General features: G+C 69.0%; 17 protein-coding genes, 3 pseudogenes and 1 riboswitch. Of the genes and pseudogenes, 14 read left to right on the forward strand and 6 right to left on the reverse strand.

The genetic code is table 11. The features are described from left to right. Positions 1–143: 143 nt before the first annotated feature. Together ACZZ93_RS05765 and ACZZ93_RS05770 are read right to left on the reverse strand one after the other, a co-directional pair. Entirely contained in the window at positions 144–3,224 is a 3,081-nt protein-coding gene (locus tag ACZZ93_RS05765) for an aminotransferase (protein ID WP_463510641.1), read from the reverse strand. Next, positions 3,221–3,847, reverse strand: a complete 627-nt coding sequence (locus ACZZ93_RS05770) for a gamma carbonic anhydrase family protein (protein ID WP_072590958.1) — start codon at positions 3,845–3,847, stop codon at positions 3,221–3,223. Before ACZZ93_RS05770 ends, ACZZ93_RS05765 begins: the two co-directional genes overlap by 4 nt. Positions 3,848–3,999: 152 nt before the next feature. Here ACZZ93_RS05770 and ACZZ93_RS05775 point away from each other — a divergent pair, with 152 nt between their 5' ends. Next, positions 4,000–4,881 carry an SDR family oxidoreductase gene (locus tag ACZZ93_RS05775; RefSeq protein WP_463510642.1) on the forward strand — a complete coding sequence of 294 codons (882 nt, stop codon included), beginning with the start codon at positions 4,000–4,002 and terminating at the stop codon, positions 4,879–4,881. 25 nt (positions 4,882–4,906) lie between these two features. On the opposite strand, the pseudogene mfd reads toward ACZZ93_RS05775, so the two are convergent. Further along, positions 4,907–8,483: pseudogene (gene mfd / locus ACZZ93_RS05780) on the reverse strand (transcription-repair coupling factor). Positions 8,484–8,563: 80 nt separating this feature from the next. Between mfd and ACZZ93_RS05785 the strand changes: the two are divergent. The 7 genes and pseudogenes from ACZZ93_RS05785 (at position 8,564) to ACZZ93_RS05815 (ending at position 14,146) form a co-directional block, all read left to right on the forward strand. Next, the gene (locus tag ACZZ93_RS05785) at positions 8,564–9,127 is read left to right on the forward strand and encodes a GNAT family N-acetyltransferase (RefSeq protein ID WP_053095489.1); all 564 of its coding nucleotides are present in this window, start codon (positions 8,564–8,566) and stop codon (positions 9,125–9,127) included. 33 nt (positions 9,128–9,160) lie between these two features. Next, the gene (locus ACZZ93_RS05790) at positions 9,161–10,024 is read left to right on the forward strand and encodes an Fpg/Nei family DNA glycosylase (protein ID WP_394194348.1); all 864 of its coding nucleotides are present in this window, start codon (positions 9,161–9,163) and stop codon (positions 10,022–10,024) included. A 54-nt stretch (positions 10,025–10,078) separates the two neighbouring features. After that, a riboswitch (FMN riboswitch) is annotated at positions 10,079–10,224 on the forward strand. Positions 10,225–10,295: 71 nt separating this feature from the next. Further along, positions 10,296–11,329 (forward strand): annotated as a pseudogene (gene ribD, locus ACZZ93_RS05795) (bifunctional diaminohydroxyphosphoribosylaminopyrimidine deaminase/5-amino-6-(5-phosphoribosylamino)uracil reductase RibD). Further along, entirely contained in the window at positions 11,329–11,958 is a 630-nt protein-coding gene (locus tag ACZZ93_RS05800; protein WP_072590953.1) for a riboflavin synthase, read from the forward strand. The pseudogene ribD and the gene ACZZ93_RS05800 overlap by 1 nt, the downstream one beginning before the upstream one ends. Then, complete coding sequence (locus ACZZ93_RS05805; RefSeq protein ID WP_053095485.1) at positions 11,955–13,223, forward strand: bifunctional 3,4-dihydroxy-2-butanone-4-phosphate synthase/GTP cyclohydrolase II; 1,269 nt, start codon at positions 11,955–11,957, stop codon at positions 13,221–13,223. The genes ACZZ93_RS05800 and ACZZ93_RS05805 overlap by 4 nt, the downstream gene beginning before the upstream one ends. Next, positions 13,220–13,693, forward strand: coding sequence for a 6,7-dimethyl-8-ribityllumazine synthase (ribH, locus tag ACZZ93_RS05810; RefSeq protein WP_053095484.1), 474 nt, complete (start codon positions 13,220–13,222; stop codon positions 13,691–13,693). The genes ACZZ93_RS05805 and ribH overlap by 4 nt, the downstream gene beginning before the upstream one ends. Before the next feature lie 93 nt (positions 13,694–13,786). Beyond that, on the forward strand, positions 13,787–14,146 hold the full coding sequence (locus ACZZ93_RS05815; RefSeq protein WP_072590951.1) for a Fe-S protein: 360 nt from the start codon (positions 13,787–13,789) through the stop codon (positions 14,144–14,146). Between the two features lie 80 nt (positions 14,147–14,226). Here ACZZ93_RS05815 and ACZZ93_RS05820 read toward each other — a convergent pair whose 3' ends face one another. After that, positions 14,227–15,216 carry a LacI family DNA-binding transcriptional regulator gene (locus tag ACZZ93_RS05820; RefSeq protein ID WP_463511727.1) on the reverse strand — a complete coding sequence of 330 codons (990 nt, stop codon included), beginning with the start codon at positions 15,214–15,216 and terminating at the stop codon, positions 14,227–14,229. Between the two features lie 160 nt (positions 15,217–15,376). On the opposite strand from ACZZ93_RS05820, the gene ACZZ93_RS05825 reads away from it, so the two are divergent. From ACZZ93_RS05825 to ACZZ93_RS05845, 5 genes and pseudogenes are all read left to right on the forward strand, one after another. Then, a complete protein-coding gene (locus ACZZ93_RS05825) occupies positions 15,377–16,294 on the forward strand; it encodes a carbohydrate ABC transporter permease (protein ID WP_056277859.1) in 918 nt (305 codons plus the stop codon). A gap of 45 nt (positions 16,295–16,339) precedes the next feature. Then, positions 16,340–17,185, forward strand: coding sequence for a carbohydrate ABC transporter permease (locus ACZZ93_RS05830; protein WP_056277856.1), 846 nt, complete (start codon positions 16,340–16,342; stop codon positions 17,183–17,185). A gap of 67 nt (positions 17,186–17,252) precedes the next feature. Further along, positions 17,253–18,610: pseudogene (locus tag ACZZ93_RS05835) on the forward strand (ABC transporter substrate-binding protein). Positions 18,611–18,675: 65 nt separating this feature from the next. Beyond that, positions 18,676–20,418: a glycoside hydrolase family 35 protein gene (locus ACZZ93_RS05840; protein WP_463510643.1), complete on the forward strand. Its 1,743-nt coding sequence runs from the start codon at positions 18,676–18,678 to the stop codon at positions 20,416–20,418. A gap of 37 nt (positions 20,419–20,455) precedes the next feature. Further along, positions 20,456–20,821 (forward strand): HNH endonuclease, encoded by a 366-nt coding sequence (locus ACZZ93_RS05845; RefSeq protein WP_053099033.1) that lies wholly within the window; start codon positions 20,456–20,458, stop codon positions 20,819–20,821. Positions 20,822–20,830: 9 nt separating this feature from the next. On the opposite strand, the gene ACZZ93_RS05850 is transcribed toward ACZZ93_RS05845, so the two are convergent. Both ACZZ93_RS05850 and ACZZ93_RS05855 read right to left on the reverse strand, forming a co-directional pair. Beyond that, positions 20,831–21,352: a hypothetical protein gene (locus ACZZ93_RS05850; RefSeq protein ID WP_053095477.1), complete on the reverse strand. Its 522-nt coding sequence runs from the start codon at positions 21,350–21,352 to the stop codon at positions 20,831–20,833. Continuing rightward, positions 21,349–21,846, reverse strand: a complete 498-nt coding sequence (locus ACZZ93_RS05855; protein ID WP_056277844.1) for a metallophosphoesterase family protein — start codon at positions 21,844–21,846, stop codon at positions 21,349–21,351. Before ACZZ93_RS05855 ends, ACZZ93_RS05850 begins: the two co-directional genes overlap by 4 nt. Before the next feature lie 147 nt (positions 21,847–21,993). Here ACZZ93_RS05855 and ACZZ93_RS05860 point away from each other — a divergent pair, with 147 nt between their 5' ends. Further along, a complete protein-coding gene (locus ACZZ93_RS05860; RefSeq protein ID WP_463510644.1) occupies positions 21,994–23,454 on the forward strand; it encodes an MFS transporter in 1,461 nt (486 codons plus the stop codon). The last annotated feature ends 60 nt before the right edge of the window (positions 23,455–23,514 follow it).

Below are 23,514 nucleotides of genomic sequence, written 5' to 3' on the forward strand. Positions count from 1 at the left end.
GAACAGCGCATGGGCCGGACTTCGGGCGGTCCGACACTGACGCTCAGTATGTACCCCGGAGATTCGTCAGCGGAAGAGCGGATCTGATTCGAAATACGCATTTAACATGCCGAGAACCGACTCGATTCGAAGACCCCGCTCGATCACCAGCCCTCGGTGAGCACGCGGTCGAGCATCGCGACGACATGGTCGGCGCTCTCGACCGACAGACAGAGCGGGGGTTTGATCTTCAGCACGTTCGAGCGCTCCGAGGTGGTGAGCACGATCACGCCGAGCTCGCGAAGCCTCTCGCAGATCGCGGCCGCCTCGGCCGCCGCCGGGTGCAGGGTCTCGGGGTCGCGCACGAGCTCGACCCCGAGGTACAGACCCTGCCCGTGCACAGGCCCGACGATCGGATGCCGTAGCGCGAGTCCACGGAGCGACTCCGCCAGATGCCGACCGACGTCGAGCGCATTGCGCTGCAGGTCGTCCTCGACCATGGCATCGAGGACCGCGAGGCCGACGCTGCTGCTGAGCGTGCTGCCACCGCCCGAGGAGAAGAACTGGCCCTGCTCGCTCAGCGCGTCGGCGATCCTCTTCGAGGTGATCACGCCGCCGATCGGGAAGCCGTTGCCCATCGGCTTCGCGATCGTGACGATGTCGGGGATCACTCCGGACTGCTCGAATCCCCAGAACGTGGATCCCATGCGCCCGAAGCCCACCTGCACCTCGTCGGCGATGCACAGGCCACCGTGTGAACGCACGAGGTCGTACGCACCGGTCAGATATCCGTCGGGAAGGACCACCCCGCCCGCGTTGCCGAGCACGGACTCGCACACGAACCCGGCCGGATCCCGGCCCTCGACGCTGAGTCGGTCGAGGTCGGCGGCGAGGTCGGCGAGGTACCGGTCCGCCGAGTCCTGGCCGCGGTGCGTGCCGCGGAACGAGTTGGGCACATCCGCGACGTGCACCCAGTCGGGACGCGTCGCGAGCGCATCAGGATTGTCATAGGCGCTGGTGCTGACCGCATCGCTCGCCATCGTCCACCCGTGATAGGCCTCTCGCAACGCGACGAGAGTTCGTCGGCCGGTGGCCGCCTGCGCGAGACGGATGCCGAGGTCCACCGCCTCCGATCCGCTGTTCACGAGCAGCACGGTGTCGAGGCCGCTCCCCTCGGGCATCAGCGCGATCAGTCGCTCGCTGTACTCGGCGAGGCCGCGGAACAGGAACCTGGAGTTCGTGGCGAGCGTCTTCAGCTGGCGGTTCGCCGCTGCCGCGACTCGCGGGTGCCCGTGGCCGAGCCCGGCGACGTTGTTCACCATGTCGATGTAGCTGCGACCGGTCGTGTCGACGAGGTGGTGCCGCCAGCCTCGCTCGATCTGCGGCGGGTGCTCGTAATAGCGCTCCTGTGCGGCAGCGAAGATGCGCTCGCGGCGCTCGAGCTCCTGACCGGCCTCGTCGCGCTGCGCGGCGGACCGGAGGCCCAGCAGCGGAGCGGGGTCCGCGGTGAAGCGACGCCAGGCCGCGACGCGTTCCGGGGTGACGAGCCGCGCGGCGATCGGCGGATTCGGCAGCGGGGAGCGGAGCGGCGGAGCATCCCCTCGCGTCAGCCCGATGACCATCGTGCGGTTCTCGAAGGATGCGGCGAGCCTGCCGATGCTCTCGCCCCTCTCGACTCTCCCGCTGCGATTCGGCTCGATGTCGGTGCCGCGGAGCGCGAGCCTCCACCCGCCGTCGAGCTCGATGTGCACCCCGTCGTCGGTGATCTTCAGCTCCCCCGCGGTCGGCGCGACCAGTCGCGACGACGGACCGGGGGCGACATGCACCTCCGTCTCCACCGGCCAGGTGGCGGCCGCGCTCACGGCGTCGACGGTCGTCCGGGTGAGCCGGAAGACGCCGTAGGGAACCACGGCAGCGCGAGCACCCGCCGCGTGGGCCTCGGCCACGAGAATCGCCTCGGCATCCGGATGCGACCAGCGCCCTGCATCGAGCCCCTCGGCTTCGACGCCCGGATCGACCACGAGGACTCGGCCGTCGAGATCGGGAAGCAGCATCGACAGTTCCCGGCGGGAAGCGTCGGGTACGTCGGGAGCGTCAGGCACGTCGGGAGCGTCCCCCGGGATCTCGTCACCCGGAATCTCGGCACCCGGAATCTCGGCATCCGGAGTCCCCGCATCCGGAGTCTCATCCGGAGTCTCGGCATCCGACATCTCGAACTCCGGAGACGCGAACCCGAGCCGCGCGAGCACGTGCTCGGACATCTCGGCGAGCGGAACGGCGGTCGCCGCGTCGAAGATGGCCTGCTCCCCCTCGATCCTCTCGCGGGCGTAGTCGTTGTCCCCGTCGATCGCGAGCTGACGCCAGCCGCTCGCGACGAGCAGCGCTGCTCTCAGCACGACGAGGGGCCACACCGCGACCGCCTCGTCGCGAGTGAGCGGGGCATCGGCGTGGAACGCCGCGACGGTGTCGAGTGCGCGAAGCGGGCGCTCCGGCTCATGGTGCAGCATCGACGAGACGCAGACAGCCAGTTCCGCGACGCGCCAACCGAGACCCAGGTCTCCCAGATCGAGCACCGTGTGCGGGTGCAGCCGCGAGTCAGCACCGCGCATTCCGGTGACGTTGTCGTCGGTCAGGTCGCCATGGATCGGCTGCACAGGCAGGCCGGCAGCGACGGTCGAGACAGCGGCGTGAGCCTCATCGGCTGCCGTGCGCACGCGCACGCGCAGTTCGGCCTCGGTCACTGCCGGGGCCAGCGCGATGATCTGCTCGTACGCGACGCGCATGTCCCACATCTGCTCACGGTCGAGCCCCGGATGCACGAGACCTGCGAGCGCGTTCACGGATGCCCCAGCCAGCGTGCCGAACTCCCCCAGGACGACGGGAGCGAGATAGCCCGCGTCGACCATCGGCTCGCCCTCGGCGAACTCGCTGCGCCGCACCGCGAATCCTCGCCAGCGCTGGGTGAGCTCACCGTCGAGCCCGGGGAGCACGGTGGGAACACGAACGCCGGCTGCGCGGTAGGCGTCGAGCGCCGCATGCTGCGCGGCTCTCGCGTCGTCGCCGAACACCGGGTTGTCGACGCGCAGCACGCTGCGTGATCCGTCCGGCTCGATCAGGACGAAGTTCCGGTCCTGGTTGCTACCGAGCTCGCTCGCCTGGGCGTCGACCCCGTAGCAGTCGCGAGCGATCAGCGCGGCGTCCTCCGTGCTGATGTCCGGTCGGACGAGCCCTGCCCCGTCACTCACCCTCGGCCCGCCGCGTGGCCGTCGGCATCGAGACGCACGTCGTCGGCATGCCGGGCCAGGGAACTGCCGTACCGCTCGGTCAGCTGAACCATCAGGTCGGGGGTGTCGCGGTCCACGCCGAAGACGTGCCCCGGGAAGTCGAGCTCGGGCTGGGCCGCGGAGATCTCCTCCTCGCGGTCGGGAGAGAGGAGCTGGACGGGATCCCCGACCGCGACCCAGCCGATCGGCACGACGGTGCCGGACGGCAGCACCGCCCGCCGGTGCACGATGGCGTTCACGCGCACCTCGCACCGGTCCCCGACCAGCGCGCCGTTGAAGATCCGGGCGCCCGACGCGAGGAAGACCTCTTCGCCGACGGTCGCACCCGCGATGCTCGCGAGGGTTCCGACGAGCGTGTGCGAGCCGATGTGCACGGCGTTCGCGGCCGTCGCCCTGATGAGCGCGTTCTCCATCACGATCACGTGCTCGCCGAGCGTGATGGGCCCGCCCTCGGCGGTGATCACGGCGCCGTGCAGCACTTGGCAGTCCGGTCCGATCGTCACGTCTCCGGAGATCACGGCGGTGGGAGCGACGACGGCGGTGTCATGGATCCGGGGCCGAGCCCCGAGGTGCTCGTACAACATGACGCCAGCGTAGTGGTGCAGCGCACGGGACGAGAAGGCCGACGGCGGCGTCCTGCTACGCTGACGCCCATGCAATGCAGGTGACTCGATCTCTCCCCCGCCTCCGGCCGCCCCTCGGCATGCCGCGGCATCCTCGATCGAAAGGCATCCTCATGCACTCCGCCGACCTTCCCCTGCTCGGACGCACCGCGCTCGTGACCGGCGTCTCGCGCAGGCGCGGCATCGGATTCGCGACCGCCACGACGCTCGCCTCCCTCGGCGCGAACGTGTTCGTCCATCACTTCCGCCCGCATGATCTCGACCACCCCTGGGGCGGCGACGATCTCGACGCCGTCCGCACCGGCATCCGGGACTCGCTCGCATCCGGAGCGGTGATGGGCGACGCCGAGGCGGATCTCCGTGACCCCGACAGCATCGAACCGCTGCTCGATGCGGCGTCCTCGCTGTCAGGACGGCTCGACATCGTCGTCTGCAATCAGGCGATGAGCGGAGGCGACGGGACGATCTTCGACATGACCGCCGACCGGCTGGATGCGCACTGGCAGGCGAACGCGCGCGCATCGCTGCTGCTCACCGCGGGCCTGGCGCGTCGAGTCCGGGTCGAGCTCGGCGGCGCGGACACCCTCGTCGCCCGCCCGGGCGACAGCATCCCCTCACTCGGCCCGTTCGAGAAGCCGACGGCGCACGTCATCTGGATGACCTCCGGTCAGGGCCACGGAGCGATGCGCGGAGAGATCTCCTATGCGACGAGCAAGGCCGCGCTCGCGGGCATCACGCGGTCGACGGCGGCGGAGCTGCTCGACGTCGGGATCGTGCTGAACACCGTCAACCCAGGCCCCGTGAACACGGGCTACCTCGATGCGGACACCACGGATCGCGATCTCTCCGGCGTCGACGAATGGATCGCCGGCACGCCGTTCGGCCGAGTCGGTCGACCGGACGACCCGGCGCGGCTGATCGGCTGGCTGTGCACCGACGCCGGCTCCTGGGTGGTGGGTCAGGTGCTGACCACGGACGGCGGGTTCTCGCTGTGACGCACGCGAGGTCGCTGCGCCGCGCCTAGGCGTCGACGGTCTTCTCGGCCGACACGGGCTCGGGGAAGATCGCGGTGAACAGCTGCCCGACCCACTCGAGCAGCTCGGCCGCCTGCAGCGGTTCGAGGCCGACTCCCACGGCGGCCGGCACGGTGGGCATGGGCACGACGAGGGCCTCACCCCCGGCGACCAGCTTCGCCTTGGGATACAGCCGCTGCAGACGCACCTTGATCGAGTCCTCGAGCCGCGCCGGCGCGATGCGCAGGTTCGATCCCATGACCACCACGTCGGAGAGTCCTGCTCTGGCCGCGCGCCGACGCAGACGTGCGACGGCGATCAGACCCTCGACCTCGTCGGGCGGGGTGCCGTAGCGGTCGGTGAGCTCGTCGATGACGAGGTCGATCGCGTCGTCCTTCGCCGTGGCCGCCGAGGCGGAGGAGAGCTTCTGGTAAGCCTCGAGACGGAGTCGCTCGCTGTCGATGTAGTGCTCCGGAATGCGCGCGTCCAAAGGCAGCTCGAGTCGCAGCTCCTGTCCCGACTCGACATCCTCGCCCCGGAACGTCGCGACGGCCTCGCCGATCATCCGAAGGTAGAGATCGAATCCGACGCCGGCGATATGCCCGGCCTGCTCGCCGCCGAGCAGGTTGCCCGCGCCGCGCAGTTCGAGGTCCTTGAGCGCGACCTGCATGCCGGAGCCGAGGTCGTTGTTCACGGCGATCGTCTGGAGTCGGTCAGCCGCCGTCTCGCTCAGCGGCTTCATCTCGTCGTAGAGGAAGTAGGCGTACGCACGCTCGCGACCTCGCCCGACACGTCCGCGCAGCTGATGCAGCTGGCTGAGTCCGTACTTGTCGGCGCGGTCGATGATGATCGTGTTCGCGTTCGAGATGTCGAGGCCGGTCTCGATGATCGTCGTCGAGACGAGCACGTCGAACTTGCGCTCCCAGAAGTCGTCGACGACCTGCTCGAGCGCGTGCTCGCCCATCTGACCGTGTGCGACCGCGATGCGCGCCTCGGGCACGAGCTCTGCGAGCTGTGCCGCGACCCGCTGGATCGACTGCACACGGTTGTGCACGAAGAACACCTGTCCCTCGCGCAGGATCTCGCGCCGGATCGCCGCCGCGATCTGCTTGTCGCTGCGGGGGCCGACGAACGAGAGGATCGGATGCCGGTCCTCCGGCGGGGTGGCGAGCGTCGACATCTCGCGGATGCCGGTGACCGCCATCTCGAGCGTGCGCGGGATCGGCGTCGCACTCATCGCGAGGATGTCGACGTTGGTCTTCATCTTCTTGAGGGTGTCCTTGTGCTCGACGCCGAAGCGCTGCTCCTCGTCGATGATCATCAGACCGAGGTCCTTGAACATGACCTGGTCGGTGAGGATGCGATGCGTGCCGATCACCATGTCGACCGTGCCGTCGAGCAGGCCGTCGAGCGTGAGACGAGCCTCCTTGTCGGTCTGGAAGCGGGACAGCGGCCGCACCTTGACCGGGAATCCGGCGAAGCGCTCGGTGAAGGTCTCGAGATGCTGCTTCACGAGAAGCGTGGTCGGCACCAGCATCGCGACCTGTTTGCCGTCCTGGATCGCCTTGAACGCCGCACGCACGGCGACCTCGGTCTTGCCGAACCCGACATCGCCCGAGAGCAGGCGGTCCATCGGGATCGGCCGCTCCATGTCGGCCTTGATCTCGTCGATGGTCTGCAGCTGATCGAGGGTCTCCGCGAACGGGAACGCCTCTTCGAGCTCGCGCTGCCAGGGCGTGTCCGGACCGAAGGCATGCCCCTTGGCGCTCATCCGCGCCGAATACAGCTTGACGAGCTCGACGGCGATGTCGCGCACGGCCTTGCGCGCCTTGCCCTTCGCCTGCGACCAATCACTGCCGCCCATCTTCGAGAGCGTGGGGCCCTCGCCGCCGACGTACTTCGAGAGCAGGTCGAGCTGGTCAGTCGGCACGTAGAGCTTGTCGCCCGGGTAGCCGCGCTTCGACGGCGCGTACTCGAGCACGAGGTAGTCGCGCACCGACTTGGTCGCATTGCGGCCCCCGTGGAGACCTCGCGCTGCGTCATCTCGACGAAGCGGCCGATGCCGTGGGTGTTGTGCACGACGAAGTCGCCCTGTTTGAGCTGCAACGGGTCGACGACGTTCTTGCGACGCGAGGCGAGCTTCTTGACGACCCGCTGGTCGCCGCCGATGGTGCGGCCGTAGAACTCGTTGTCGGTGAGGACGGCGAGCTTCGCCTCGCCGATCTGGAAGCCGGCCTCGACGGATCCTGTGACGAGCGTCGCGACGCCGGTGTCGGGCGCCTCGATGAGCTCGGAGACGATGCGCGCGGCGATGCCGCGGTCGGAGAGCACGTCGCGGGCGCGGTCGACGAGTCCGGCACCGGCGGCGATGACCACCACGCGCCACCCTTCGGCCACCTTGGCGTCGACGAACGAGATCGCGCCGTCGACGTTGCCGTGGAACGACGGGATGACCTGGGCGTCGATGGTCTCGGCATCCTCGCCGCCCATCGCGAACGGGCTCAGCCGCCACCACACGCCGCCACGGTCGCGGACGACCTCGCGCAGTCGGGCGATGGTGAGGAAGTCGCCGGCGCCGAGGTCGATGGGCGCCGATGCGCCGGACGTCGCCGCACTCCAGGCCGCATCGAGGAACTCGCGGTTCGTCTCGCCCAGCGTGATGGCCCGCGCGCTGGAGCGCTCGGGATCGACGACCGCGGTCGCGCTGCCCTCGGGCAGATACTCGGCCAGGGACTTGAGCGGACCGGACACCGCCGGGAGCAGCGACTCCATTCCCTCGACCGGAATGCCCTCTGCCATCTTCTCGAGCATGCCGGCGATCGCCGGGAAGCCGCCGATCAGCGCCCGCGCACGATCGCGCACATCGGGGGTCAGCAGCAGCTCGCGGCTCGGAGGCAGATCGACGCCGTCGACGTCGCCCGGAAGCGAGCGCTGGTCGGCGACGGAGAACGCGCGGATCTGGTCGACCTCATCGCCGAAGAACTCGACGCGGAAGGGGTGTTCCGAGATCGCGGGGAAGACGTCGAGGATGCCGCCGCGCACGGCGAACTCGCCGCGACGCGACACCATGTCGACGCGCGAGTAGGCGCGCTCGACCAGCTGCTCGACGACGCGGTCGAGCTCATGACCGCGCGTGCCGGCGCGCAGCTCGAGCGGAGCGATCTCGCCGAGGTTGCCGGCGATGGGCTGGAGCGCTGCTCGCACCGAGGCGACGACGACGAGGGGGTGGTCACCCGACCACTCGGCGACGCGACGGAGGGTCTGCAGTCGCTGACCGACGGTGTCGGGGCTGGGACTCAGTCGCTCATGCGGCAGTGTCTCCCACGCGGGGAAGGTCACGACCTCGGCGTCGGGGATGTAGGCGCCGAGCGCCGCGGCGAGGCTCTCGGCGCGCCGCCCCGTGGGGACGACGGTCAGCAGCGCTGCGGGATGACCCGCGGCGCGCCGCTCTCGAGCAGGCCGGCGAGCGCCGGCGCGTCGAGGCCGTCGACGAGGCCGAGATCGGCATCGGTCTGCGCCCAGCCGAGGGCGTCACGAAAAAGAGACGCCTCTTCCAAGGCGCGCAGAATCCCCGGAACAGTCACCGGACAAGCCTAGTCGCGGCCGCCGACACCGGGACCGGGAGCCGCCCGCACACGCGTTCTCCGACCCGTAGGATTCCGGGATGGAACCGGTCACCCTCACCACGGACCGCCTCACGCTGCATGTGCCGCACGAGTCGGACATCGACGCGATCGTCGCAGCCTGCCAGGATCCGGAGATCCCGCGGTGGACGACCGTGCCGAGCCCCTACACGCGAGAGCATGCCGCGGACTATGTGCGCCTGATCGGCGAGTGGTGGGCCGACGGGAGCCAGACGATCTGGTGCGCGTATCGCGACGAGGAGCTCGTCGCCTCGATCGGGTTGCACCACATCACGCCGCACCACACCGGCGGGCACGCGGAGCTCGGATACTGGGTCACCGCTGCCGCGCGCGGCAACGGCTACCTCGTCGAGGCCGCGCGCGCCGTCGTCGACTGGGGCTTCGACGAGCTCGGTCTCGCACGGCTGGGCTGGCGGGCGGTCGCGGGCAACATCCCGTCGGCACGGTCGGCGAGGGCGCTCGGGTTCCGCTACGAGGGATTCGCACGCCAGGCGCTCACGAGCGAGCGCGGCCGCGACGACGGCTGGTTCGGCGGACTCCTCGCATCCGACGACCGCACACCGGTCGACTGGCCGGTGCTCTAGTCGCGTGTCCGACCCCGATGGCAGGATGAACGCATGCCGGAGATGCCGGAAGTACAGGGCCTGACCACATTCCTCACCCAGCGCGCGGTGGGGCGGACGATCGTGCGAACCAGCGTGGGCGCGATCGCCGCGCTCAAGACATACGACCCGCCGAACTCCGCACTGCACGGTCAGCGGATCACTGCGGCCTCTCGACGGGGAAAGTTCGTCGTGCTCTCGTGCGGCGACGACCTGCATCTCGTCTTCCACCTGGCCAAGGCGGGCTGGCTGCGCTGGTACGAGACGCTGCCCACGACGCCGATCAAACCCGGCAAGTCGCCCATCGCCGTCCGTGTCGGCCTCGACGACGAGAGCGGATTCGACCTCACCGAGGCCGGCACCAAGAAGTCGCTCGCCGTGTATGTCGTGCGCGACCCGCAGGACGTCCCGGGGATCGCCCGGCTCGGGCCCGACCCTCTCGACGAGTCGTTCACCCGGGAGGTCTTCGGCGGTCTGCTCCAGGGGCGGCGCACGCAGATCAAGGGCCTGCTCCGCGATCAGGGCGTGATCGCCGGAATCGGGAATGCCTACTCCGACGAGATCCTGCACGCCGCGCGGATGTCGCCGTACGCGATCGCCGACAAGCTCGACGACGACGAGGTCGATCGCCTGTATGCCGCCATGCAGACGACTCTCGCGGATGCGGTCGCCGAGGCCTCGGGCAAGCCGCCGGCCGACCTCAAAGACGCCAAGCGCCGTGGGATGCAGGTGCATGCTCGTCGTGGCGAGGCCTGCCCCGTGTGCGGCGACACGGTGCGCAGCGTCTTCTTCGCAGATCGCTCGATGGAGTACTGCCCGACGTGCCAGACCGGTGGCAAACCGCTCGCCGATCGCCGGTTGTCACGGCTGCTCAAGTAGCACTTCGACGCGGAATGAAATGCATCCGGATGTGTTGAGTACACTCAGAGCATCAACGTGCTCCGGGGTCGGTGAGAATCCGAACCGGCGGTGACAGTCCGCGAGCGTCTCGGTTCTCCGAGATGCCGATCCGGTGGAATTCCGGGACCGACGGTGGTGCGAGGCCCAGCCTCGCTAGTCCGGAAGGGAGGCAGCACGGTGCGCCGCCGCGCGCGCGTTCTGCCGACGTCTCCCTCGAGGAGATCCCCCGGAGCCTCAGAGAGGACCACGGATGGCAGTGAACGAGGCGGAACGCCGGGCGATGACCCGTGCGCTCGAGCTCGCGACGCTCGGCCCTCGCGGAGTGAACCCGCAGGTCGGCGCCGTCATCCTCTCCCCCGACGGCGAGATCATCGCCGAAGGCTGGCACCACGGCGCCGGAACGCCCCACGCCGAGGTCGATGCCCTCTCGCGACTCTCCGCCGGCGCCGCCGAGGGGGCGACCGCTGTCGTCACCCTCGAACCGTGCAACCACACCGGTCGCACCGGCCCCTGCGCCGTCGCGCTGATCGAGGCCGGCGTCTCGCGTGTCGTCTACGCCCTCGATGATCCGGGAGCCGTCTCGGGCGGCGGGGCCGACCGCCTCCGCTCGGCGGGCGTCAGCGTCGATGCGGGCGAACAGAGCGATGTCGCACACCGCATCATCGACGGCTGGCTCACCGCTCAGCGCCTCGGCCGCCCCCACGTCACCGTGAAGTGGGCGCAGTCCCTCGACGGCCGCGCGGCGGCATCCGACGGCAGCAGCCAGTGGATCACCGGACCTGAAGCCCGCGCAGACGTCCATCGACGTCGCGCTGCGGCCGATGCGATCGTCGTCGGCACAGGCACTCTGCTCTCCGACGATCCCTCGCTGACGGCTCGCGACGGCGAGGCGCTCCATGAACACCAGCCCGTCCCGGTCGTGATCGGCTCGCGCATCACCCCCGACGATGCGGCGATCCGCCGGCATCCGCAGACTCCGCTCTTCTACGACACCCATGATCTGCATGCAGTGCTCGCCGACCTGCACGCTCGCGGCATCCAGAGCGTGTTCATCGAGGGGGCCCGACGCTGGCGAGCGCCTTCGTCGCCGCGGGGCTCGCCGATCGCGTGCTCGTCTACATCGCGCCGGTGCTGCTCGGCGGCGACCGGCTGGCACTGACCGACATCGGCGTCGGATCCATCGACGCCGCCCGACGACTGACGATCGACCAGTGGCAGCCCCTCGGGTCCGACCTGCTCGCGATCGCTCATCCCGCGCTCACCACCGAAGAAGGAGCCGCCTGATGTTCACCGGAATCATCGAGGAGATCGGCGAGATCACCGCTATCGCGCCCGCCGGAGACGGCTGGCGGCTGACGGTTCGCGCCCCCAAGGCGGTCTCCGACGCCGTGCACGGCGAGTCCATCGCGGTCTCGGGAGTCTGCCTCACCGTCGTCGACTCGACCGGCGACACCTTCGACGCCGACGTCATGAGGCAGACCCTCGACGTGGCCGCTCTGGGCGGCGCATCCGTCGGCACCCGCGTGAACATCGAGAAGGCGATGCCGGTCGGCGCGCGGCTCGGCGGTCACATCGTGCAGGGACATGTCGACGGCGTCGGCGATGTCCTCGAGGTGCGACCCGGCGAGCAGTGGAGCGTGCTGCGCATCTCGCTGCCCGACGACCTCGCGCCGCTCGTGGTCGACAAGGGCTCCATCTCGGTCGACGGCACCTCCCTCACCGTGAGCGCGGTCAGCGCTGTCGACGCGGACGCTCACTGGTTCGAGATCTCGCTCATCCCCGAGACTCTCGCCGCCACCACCCTCGGCTCCCGCGCGGTCGGCGACCGCGTCAACCTCGAGACCGACATCCTCGCCCGTCACGTCGAGCGCCTGCTGGCGTTCCGGGCAGCACCGGAAGGAGGCTCGCGATGAGCCTTTCCACCATCACCGAAGCCCTCGAGGCCCTTCGCGCGGGGCGCCCCGTGCTCGTCGCAGACGACGAGAACCGCGAGAACGAGGGCGACGTCATCATGTCGGCCGAGCTCGCCACGCCCGAATGGGTGGCATGGACGGTCCGCTGGTCGTCGGGGTTCATCTGCGCGCCGATGCCCGCCGACCTCGCCGACAACCTCAACCTGCAGCCCATGGTGGCCGCCTCCGAGGACGCCCGTTCGACCGCCTACACCGTGAGCGTCGACGCGGCCGAAGGCGTGACCACCGGAATCAGCGCGCACGACCGCGCGCACACGCTGAACGTCCTGGCGAATCCCGATTCGACCGCGACGAGCATCATCCGCCCCGGTCACGTCCTGCCGCTGCGCGCCGTCGACGGCGGAGTGCGCGAGCGCAGCGGCCACACCGAGGCCGCGGTCGATCTGATGAAGCTCGCGGGCCTGCGGCCCGTGGGCGCGATCGCCGAGGTCGTGGCAGAGGACGGCAGCATGATGCGACTGCCCGGACTCATCGAGCTGGGTGCACGCGACGGAGTGCCGGTCATCACGATCGAGCAGCTCATCGCCCACCTCAACGAGGTCGACCCCACCGGCTGGTCGCCCGAACGCGCCAGTCGCCGTGTCAGCCTGCGGGCCGACGCGACCGTGCCGACCACGCACGGGACCTTCCGGTTCCTCGCCTACAAGGACCGGGTGACCGGCACCGATCACATCGCCGTCGTGTCGGGCGAGCCCGGCGAGACCGCCCTCGTGCGCGTGCACTCCGAGTGCCTGACCGGAGAGGCCTTCGGGTCGCTCAAATGCGAATGCGGCCCGCAGCTCGACGCCGCCCTCGACGCGATCGAGCAGGACGGCGGCATCGTCATCTACATGCGTGGCCACGAAGGTCGCGGAATCGGCCTGATCAACAAGCTCCGTGCCTACAGCCTGCAGGAGGAGGGGCTCGACACGGTCGATGCGAATCTCGCACTCGGGCTTCCCGCGGATGCACGGGACTACGCGGCTGCGGCCGGCATCCTCGCCGATCTCGGCGTCTCGAAGGTTCGCCTGTTGACCAACAACACCGACAAGGTGAACCAGCTGCGCACCCTCGGACTCGATGTCGTCGAGCAGGTGCCGCTGATCGTCGGCGTCGGACCGAACAACCATCAATACCTCGAGACCAAGCGTGACCGCATGGGTCACATCATCGGTGAGGCGGAGCTCGCAGAAGCTCTCGCCGACGGACGGAAGGACGACGCATGAGCGGCGCAGGAGCACCCAAGACCGAGAAGATCGACGGACGAGGCCTGAAGGTCGTCATCGTCGCCGGTACCTGGCACGACGTCATCACGAACGGCCTCATCGCCGGCGCCCAGCGTGTGCTCGATGACGCGGACGCCGACTACCGCCTCGTCCGCGTGCCGGGGTCGTTCGAACTCGCCCTCGCCGCCCAAGCCGCCTTCGCAGGTGGAGCGGATGCCGTCGTCGCACTCGGCGTGATCATCCGCGGAGGCACCCCGCACTTCGAATACGTCTCGGCAGCCACGACCGACGGACTGACGCGGGTCTCGCTCGACGCCGGCAAGCCCGTCGGATTCGGCGTGCTGACGCTCGACGACGAGAAGCAGGGCCTCGACCGCGCCGGACTCGAGGGCTCGAAGGAGGACAAGGGCGCGGAGGCTGCGGATGCCGCGCTGCGCACGGCGCTCCTGGTGCGCTCGCTGCGCGGCTGAGGCCGGCCCTCGCGTGGGCTGAGGTCAGCCTGGCCCGGTAGGTCAGCCTCCCCTTGGTGGCGCGCACGTCCTGCGTGCTCGTACCGTGAGGGCATGGAGACTCTGCGGCACGTCGTTCTGTTCGTCCATCTCATCGGCTTCGCAGTGCTGTTCGGCGCCTGGGCGGTGCAGGCGTTCGGCGGCACGCGCGAGTTCACGCGCCTGATGAGCATCGGCATGACCATCGCAGCGATCGCGGGTCTCGCCCTCGCCGCTCCGTGGGGTCTGCCGGAGGGCGTCGAGATGAACTACGCCAAGATCGGCACGAAGCTCGTGGTGCTGCTCGCGATCGGTGCGCTCCTCGGCATCGGCACGTCGAAGCAGCGCAAGTCCGGCAGCGTGCCGCCCGCGATGTTCTGGCTCGTCGGCATCCTGACCGCCCTCAACGCGGGCATCGCCGCCATCTGGCGCTGACTCTCCTTCCCTTCCGCCGGATCAGCGGATTCTGACCTCGGGGAGCTGGGTGCGAGGGGGCGCGCGAGAGGATGCCGGAGTCAGCGCGCGGCGCGCGGCGGGGCCGAGCTCTCGCGCACGATGAGCTCGGTGCCGACGAGCGGCGTCTGACTGCGCTCTCCCCCATCGAGCTCGGCGAGGAGGGCGTCGACCGCGAGAGCGCCGACCTTCTCGGGATGCTGCTGCACCGTGGTCAGCGGCGGCCACAGTTGGGCGGCATCCGGCAGGCCGTCGAACCCGACCACGCTGACGTCGCCGGGAATGTCTCGACCGGCCTCGCGGAATGCCCGCACGACGCCGATCGCCATCTGGTCGTTCGCCGCGAACACGGCGGTGACGCCGTCGTCGTCACGCAGGCGGAGCCCGGCGCGATAGCCGGATTCGGCTGACCAGTCGCCCTGCAGCGGATCGGGTGCAACGATGCCGCGCTCCACGAGAGTCGAGCGCCAGGATTCGCGTCGACGCTCTGCGGAATAGGACTTCGCCGGTCCTGCGACGTGCCAGACGGTCTCATGGCCGAGGTCGAGCAGGTGCTCGGTCGCGAGGCGCGCCCCTTGAGCCTGATCCGTGTCGACGAACGGGTGAGTCGTGCCGCGGTTCGAGTCGACGAGCACGACGGGCAGACCGTCGGGGATCTCGACCTCGGCCTCGTCGAGCTGATGCGCCTCGATCACGATGATGATCCCGTCGACGGCGTGCTCCTCCAGGCGGCGGAAGGCTCCCGCGACGGTGTCGCGGGCACTGGACTCGACGGGGATGAGGGTGAGGGCGTATCCCATCTGCGAGGCGCGCACCGCGATCGCATCGAGCGTGCGCTGGTTGCCGTACGAGCTGAAGGAGAACATGATGACGCCGATCGCCCGGAATCGGCCGGATCGCAGCGCACGAGCCGCGCTGTTGGGCCGGTAGCCGAGCCGCTGCATGGCGTCTTCGACGCGCTCCCTGGTGGCGGCGCCGACGTAGCCGCGCGCGTTCACGACGCGCGACACGGTCTGTCCGGAGACGCCGGCCTCGCGGGCCACGTCCTCCATGGAGGGGTCTCGCCGCCGCTGCGGCGGCTCTGCCGACTGTACCGAGGTCACGAGCACTCATCCATTCATGTGTTGACGTTGACACACTAGCAGTGCATCGAATATGTTGACGTTGACACACGGCGCTGTGAGCGCCCGATCTCTAAGAAGGTTCTCGTCAATGACGACTCAAGATTCCGCAGCCCTGGCGGACCACGGCATCCGCCGGCGCGAGAAGCGCGACTGGAAGGGATGGGCCTTCGTCGGCCCGTTCATGGTCGTCTTCGCCCTGGTCTTCCTGACCCCGCTCGCCTACGCGCTCTACCTCAGCTTCTTCCAGGAGAAGCTGATCGGCGGCACGGCGTTCGTCGGGTTCGACAACTACGTCCGCGCGCTCACCGACCCGCAGTTCTGGGAGGCGTTCGGCCGCGTGGTGCTGTTCCTCGTGGTGCAGGTGCCGATCATGCTCGTCCTGGCGCTGGCCGCGGCGCTCGCCCTCGACAGCGCACGCCTGCGCGGCGCATCGTTCTTCCGCATCCTGATCTTCCTGCCGTACGCGGTGCCCGCGGTCGTCGCGGTGCTCATGTGGGGGTACATCTACGGCGACCAGTTCGGTCTGACGTCGAACTTCAACGACTTCCTCGGCAGCGACCTCATCACGCCCTTCGCCCGGGAGTGGATCCTGGTCTCGATCGGCAACATCGTGACCTGGCAGTTCGTCGGCTACAACATGCTGATCTTCTACTCGTCGCTGAAGACCATCCCCACCGACATGTACGAGGCGGCGTCGCTCGACGGCGCGGGTGCCTGGCGCACGATCTTCTCGATCAAGATCCCCTCGGTGCGCGGTGCTCTCGTGATCGCCACGATCTTCTCGATCATCGGCAGCTTCCAGCTCTTCAACGAACCCAACATCCTGCGGCCCCTGGCTCCGAACGTGATCACGACGTACTTCACCCCCAACATGTACGCGTACAACCTCTCGTTCGCCGGACAGCAGTTCAACTACGCCGCGACGATCGCCATCATCATGGGCGTCATCACCGCAGTGATCGCCTACGTCGTGCAGCTGCGCGGCTCGAAGTCGGAGGTGCGCTGACATGGCACTCCCCTCGCCCGTCCCTCGCAGAAGCGCCACGATCTGATGAATCCGCGCAAGTCGAAGATCCTGCTGATCGTCATGGTGATGTACGCCCTGTACACACTGGTGCCGCTCGTCTGGCTGCTGTTCAGCTCGACCAAGACGCAGTCCGGGCTGTTCAGCTCGTTCGGGCTCTGGTTCTCCGACGACTTCGCATTCGTCGACAATCTGGTGGCGACCTTCTCGTATCAGGACGGCATCTTCCTGCGCTGGCTCGGCAACACGCTGCTCTACGTCGTGGTCGGCGCCGGAGGCGCGACGCTGCTCGCCACCATGGCCGGCTACGGCCTGGCGAAGTACCGCTTCCCCGGCCGCCGCGCGGTGTTCGCCGTCGTGCTCGGCGCGGTCGCCGTGCCGGGCACCGCCCTCGCCGTGCCGACCTTCCTGCTCTTCAGCGAGCTCGGGCTCACGAACACCCCGTGGGCAGTGATCATCCCCTCGCTGATCAGCCCGTTCGGTCTGTACCTGATCTGGGTGTTCGCGTCGGAGTCCGTGCCGACCGAGCTGCTGGAAGCGGCCCGCATCGACGGCGCCGGAGAGTTCCGCACCTTCTTCACGATCTCGATGCGACTGCTCGCACCGGGCATCGTGACGGTGACCCTGTTCACCGTGGTCGCGACGTGGAACAACTACTTCCTGCCGCTGATCATGCTCTCCGACCCGGCCTGGTACCCGCTCACCGTCGGCCTGAACCAGTGGAGCGCTCAGGCGATCGGCGCCGGATCTCAGCCGATCTACAACCTCGTGATCATGGGCTCCCTCCTCACCATCATCCCGATCGTCATCGCCTTCCTGCTGCTGCAGAGGTTCTGGCAGTCAGGTCTCACCGCCGGAAGCGTCAAGCAGTAGCCTCCGGCACCCTCCGCACCGCCCCCTGTCGGTCCGACGCTGGACCGCACCCCGAAAGGACACAGCAATGAAGCACCTTCCCTCACCCGCCGCACGGCGCACCCTCACGGTGCTCGCGGCCGGAACCGTGGCAGCGCTGGCGCTGGCCGGCTGCAGCACCGGCGACTCCGGCTCCGGCGGCAGCGCTGCCGGCGACGGCTCGTTCGACTCCGTCGAGGCCGCTCTCGAGAAGGGCGGCGAGATCACGTACTGGTCGTGGACCCCTCCGCCGAGGCTCAGGTCGAGGCGTTCGAGAAGGAGTACCCGAACGTCAAGGTGAACGTGGTCAACGCGGGCACCAACAACGAGGAGTACACCAAGCTGCAGAACGCCATCAAGGCGGGCTCCGGCGCCCCCGACGTCGTGCAGATGGAGTACTACGCCTTCCCGCAGTTCGCGCTGACGGATGCCTTCGTCGACCTCTCGCAGTACGGCTTCGCCGACTTCGAGGACGACTACACCGCCTCGACCTGGAACTCCGTCACCGACGGCGACGCGATCTACGGCCTGCCGCAGGACTCCGGCCCCATGGCGCTCTTCTACAACAAGGCCGTGTTCGACGCCGCCGGCGTCGCCGTGCCCACCACGTGGGACGAGTACTACGAGGCGGCGAAGGCGATCCACGCCGCGAACCCCGACGCCTACATCACGAATGACACCGGCGACGCCGGCTTCGCGACCTCGATGATCTGGCAGGCCGGCGGCAAGCCGTTCGAGACGTCGGGCACCGACGTCACGATCGACCTGCAGGACGACGGATCGAAGAAGTGGACCGAGAACTGGAACCGCCTCGTCGAGGAGGACCTGCTCGCGCCCTACGGCAGCTGGAGCGACGAGTGGTTCCGCGCTCTCGGCGACGGCAGCCTCGCGACCCTCGTGATCGGCGCCTGGATGCCGGGCAACCTGATCACGGGCGCCCCCGACGGTGCCGGTGACTGGCGCGTCGCTCCGATGCCGACCTACGACGGCACCCCGGCGACCGCGGAGAACGGCGGCGGCGGCCAGGCCGTGACCACGCAGAGCAAGAACCCGGCACTCGCCGCCGGATTCCTGTGGTGGCTGAACAACTCGGAGGAGAGCATCTCGACGTTCCTCGAGTCCGGCGGATTCCCGTCGACGACCGCCGAGCTGTCGAGCGAGGAGTTCCTCGCCGACGCGCCCGAGTACTTCGGCGGCCAGAAGATCAACGAGGTCCTCGCCGCAGCGGCCGACGATGTGGTCGAGGGCTGGAGCTACCTGCCCTACCAGGTCTACGGCAACAGCATCTTCGGAGACACCGTGGGCCAGTCGTACCAGAACGGAACCGACCTGAACGAGGGCCTCATGACCTGGCAGGACGCGCTGGTCGAGTACGGCAACTCGCAGGGCTTCGCCGTCAACAAGTAATCGCACGTCCGGGCCGGACGGGGACTCGCTCTCCGTCCGGCCCTCCCCATCGAAAGCACCTCATCGTGACCTCCTTCTCCATCGGCGAGACAGACTTCCTCCGCGCCGGGCTCCCCCACCAGGTGATCTCCGGTGCCATCCACTACTTCCGGGTGCACCCCGACCAGTGGCAGGACCGCATCCGCAAGGCCCGCCTGATGGGACTCAACACGATCGAGACCTACGTCGCATGGAACGCTCACGAGCCGCGGCGCGGCGAGTGGGATGCCACGGGTTGGAACGACCTGGGCCGGTTCCTCGACCTGATCCAGGCGGAGGGCATGGATGCGATCGTGCGGCCCGGCCCCTACATCTGCGCCGAGTGGCACAACGGCGGGCTGCCGAACTGGCTCACCGCGGGCGAGCGCGAGCTGCGCTCCTCCGAGCCGACGTTCCTCGCCGATGTCAGCGACTACCTCCGCCGGGTCTACGACATCGTCGCGCCCCGGCAGATCGACCGTGGCGGCTCGGTCGTGCTCGTGCAGATCGAGAACGAGTACGGCGCGTACGGCTCGGACAAGGACTACCTCGAGGCGCTCGTCGCCCTCACCCGAGAAGCCGGTATCACCGTGCCCCTCACCACGGTCGACCAGCCGACCGACTGGATGCTGGCAGACGGCAGCCTCCCCGAGCTACACAAGACCGGATCCTTCGGATCGCGCAGCGCCGAGCGCCTCGCCACCCTGCGCTCCCACCAGCCCACCGGCCCCCTGATGTGCTCCGAGTTCTGGGACGGCTGGTTCGACTGGTGGGGCGGCGTGCATCACACGACCGACGTGGACACCGCCGCCGCCGATCTCGACGAACTGCTGGCCGCGGGGGCCTCGGTGAACATCTACATGTTCCACGGCGGCACGAACTTCGGTCTCACGAACGGTGCCAACCACAAGGGCCGTTACCTGCCGATCGTCACGTCATACGACTACGACGCGCCTCTCGACGAGGCCGGCAACCCGACCGCGAAGTTCTTCGCCTTCCGCGACGTCATCGCGAAGTACGCGCCCGTCCCCGACGAGCTGCCCGCCGCGGCCACCGCGGCACCGGTCTTCTCCGTGCCGCTGAAGCCGGCGGGATCATGGACGGATGCCGCGGCATCGACGCCCGCATCCGCAGTTCCGCGGACATTCGACGAGCTGGAGCACCTGAGCGCTCTGATCCGCTACGACGTCGAGCTTCCCGAAGGTCGCGGCGGTCAGCTCGTGCTCGACGAGGTGCGCGACCTCGCCTGGGTGAGCGTCGACGGCCAGCCCGTCGGCACGCTCTCCCGCACCCGTCACGACCGTTCCCTGCGGATTCCCGCAGGACGGACGCTCAGCATCCTCGTCGAGGAGGGCGGCCGCGTGAACTACGACCACCGACTCGGCGAGCAGAAGGGTCTGATCGGCGTTCCTGCCCTCGACGGCACGCCGCTGACCGGCTGGCACTCGACCGCGCTGGACGTCGCAGGGATCGCGGCGGAGATCGGCTCCAGCGGCGGGAACACGTCGAGCGGCCCGGGAAGCGCACCCTCTGCGTGGGTCGCAGACTTCGCGCTCGACTCCGCCGCCGACCTGTTCCTCGACACCGTTGCCTGGAGCAAGGGCTATGCGTTCGTCAACGGGTTCTTCCTCGGACGGTACTGGCGCAACGGGCCGCAGCGCACCCTCTTCGTGCCGGCCCCGGCGACGCGAGCGGGAGACAACCGGCTCATCGTGCTCGAGTTGGAGCAGCTGCTCGCGCCCACGGCCGACTTCGTGCCGGCGCTCGCTCTCGGCGACACCGAGGAATAGATCACAGGCACGGGCATCCGCCCAGTACCGTGTGTCTGTGCCGCGCCGAAGATTCTCCACCCCCACGCCCGCTGCGCGCGCCCGTCATGCGAAGCGGCGCCGGGGCCGGGTGGCCAGAGCGGACAACGACCTCACCGCCGAGCAGTGGGCCTCGCTGCAGGAGGCCTGGGGCGGATGTGCGTACTGCGGAGCGGGCGACATCGCGCTCCAACGCGACTGCGTGATGCCGATCTCCCGCGGCGGTCGCTACACCGTCGAGAACGTGGTGCCCGCGTGCGGGTCCTGCAACGCGAGCAAGCGCAACGACGAGGTCACGTCGTGGCTCCGACGCAAGCGACTCGACGAGCGCGCCTTCCTCAGCCGGTATGACGCCATTCTCCGCGACCTGCGCCCGACCGACTGATCGGGCCCGTCACCCGCTGCGGCGGGACTTCCAGACGGCCGCGGTGAGGTGCGCGGCGTCGGCCCGGGTGATGCTCTGCCAGTTGCGACCGCCCCGCGCGAACGACTCGTGCACGCCGGACGGCACCGCGGCCGGCTCCACCGGACGATCGAGCCAGTCGCACGCGCGCACGTGCACGAGGTCGACTGCACGGGCTTCGCCCGACGCGTCGTAGCGCCAGGGCCCGGCGATCCGGCCGAGCCACAGCAGTCCGTCGACGTCGCGCGTCCAGACGAACGACCCCTCGGAAACCGAGGAGAACCTCTCGAGCCTGCGCGCCGCCCGCTCACCGAAGGCGGCATCGACTGCGGCGAGCGCGTCGGCCGGCGACTCCGGGATGCGGTCGAGGCGACCTCCCACTCCGCAGACCCCGATCCGCAGCGCGCGCTCGACCGCGAGCCCCTCGCGCACCCCGTCGTCGCGCGATCGCATCGGGGCGCGGTACGCCGCGGGAACCTCGATGTCGTCGCCCGCGCGAGGTGCGGTGGTCATGCGAGCGGCACCAGCGTGGCGTCGACCCGTGCGCCGTCGATCGCGACCGACATCATCGTGCAGACGGGCTGCCTGCGGCGGTCGGTCGGCGACCCTGGGTTCAGCAGGCGCATCCCGGATGGGGCGACGGTGTCCCACGGGATGTGGGAGTGGCCGAACACGAGCAGGTCGACGCCCGGGAACGCCGCATCCATCCGCTCCTCGCGCCGCTGCTTCGGTCCGGTCTCGTGCACCACAGCGACCTCGACGTCCTCGACCGTCAGCCGTGCGATCTCGGGCAGTCGCTCTCGCAGCGCGGGGCCGTCGTTGTTCCCGTGGACGCCGACGAGCAGCCGCGACCGGGACTCGATCAGATCCAGCGTCGCGAGGTCGATCCAGTCCCCCGCGTGCACGACGATGTCGGCGTCGTCGACCGCTCGCAGCACCGCGTCGGGCAGTCGCTTGGCACGGGCGGGCACATGCGTATCGGCGATCAGCAGCAGTCTCGTCGTCACGGTTCTCCGTCTCGGGTGGGCACGGGCATCCGCCTCCGACTCTACGCACGCGGTCCAGCGGGATGTCATACGCACCCAGCAAACGTTCAGGAAGGCGTAGGATCTCTCGGTGCCTTGGTATACCGGGCCATGGATTTAAGGAGCTGTATGAGTACGTCCACCGCCCCCGCGAACCCGCGTTCGCGTGTCATCACGGCGAGCCTGGTCGGCACCACGATCGAGTTCTACGACTTCTACGCCTATGCGACAGCGGCCGTGCTCGTGTTTCCCGTGCTGTTCTTCCCCACCGGCAACGACACCACGTCGCTGCTGTCATCGTTCGCCGTGTTCGGCGCCGCCATGGTCGCCCGCCCCATCGGCGCGGTCGTCTTCGGCCACTTCGGCGACAGGTTCGGACGCAAGGCGACGCTCGTCGCCTCGCTGCTCACGATGGGCATCGCGACCTTCATCATCGGCCTCCTTCCCACGTTCCAGCAGATCGGCTGGTGGGCGGCACTGCTGCTGCTGATCCTGCGCCTCGCTCAGGGCTTCGCCCTCGGCGGCGAGTGGTCGGGTGCCGCGCTGGTCGCCACCGAGAACGCTCCGGCCGGCAAGCGCGCCTGGTACGGCACGTTCCCGCAGCTGGGCGCACCGCTCGGCTTCATCATCGCCAACTTCCTCTTCCTCGGCATCAACTGGCTGCTTCCCCACGCCGACAACCCCGCGCTGAAGTCCGAGGCCTTCCTGTCGTGGGGCTGGCGCATCCCGTTCCTGTTCTCGGCCGTCATGGTCATCATCGGCCTGTGGGTGCGTCTGAAGCTCGTCGAGTCCGACACCTTCAAGAAGGCCGAGAAGAAGGGGGCGATCCGCAAGCTGCCCCTCGCGACCGTGTTCCGCCACCACTGGAAGCAGCTGATCCTCGGCACGTTCATCATGCTGGCGACGTACGTGCTGTTCTACCTGATGACCAACTTCACCCTGGCGTACGGCACCAAGCCGGCCACGCTCGAGACGGCGTCCGCCGCCGCTCAGGCCGCTGCCGAGGCGACGGGCAAGGACTTCGACGCGTCGGCCTTCGCCGCGCAGTTCTATCCGGGACTCGGGTTCGCCTACACGGACTTCGTGCTCATGCAGATCGTCGGCGTCGTGTTCTTCGGCATCTTCACCCTGCTCTCCGGTCCCATCGCCGACACGATCGGGCGTCGCAAGCTGCTGCTGTGGGTCACCGGGCTCATCATCGTGTTCGGCTTCACGTTCAATGCGTTCCTGCTCCCCGCGATGGACCCGAAGTTCACGGGCGCCCTCGCGCAGGCGTTCCTCGTGTTCGGGTTCATGCTCATGGGCGCGACGTTCGGTCCGATGGGAGCGCTGCTGCCCGAGCTCTTCCCGACGAACGTCCGCTACACGGGATCCGCGATCTCCTACAACGTCTCGTCGATCCTCGGCGCAGCCGTCGCTCCGCTCATCGCGCTCTGGCTCTGGGAGCTCGGCGACGGCGCTCCGTGGCTGGTGGGACTGTACCTGTCGGCGATGGGAGTGCTGACCTTCATCGCGCTCCTGCTGTCGAAGGAGACCAAGGACAACGACTACGAATCGGACCTCGGAGTCGCGGCCGCCGTCGAACTCTGACGCGCTCGTCCACGCGAAGGGCGGCATCTCCTCGGGAGGTGCCGCCCTTCGTCGTCCGGC

It is taken from the genome of Microbacterium sp. AC026 (assembly GCF_979258475.1).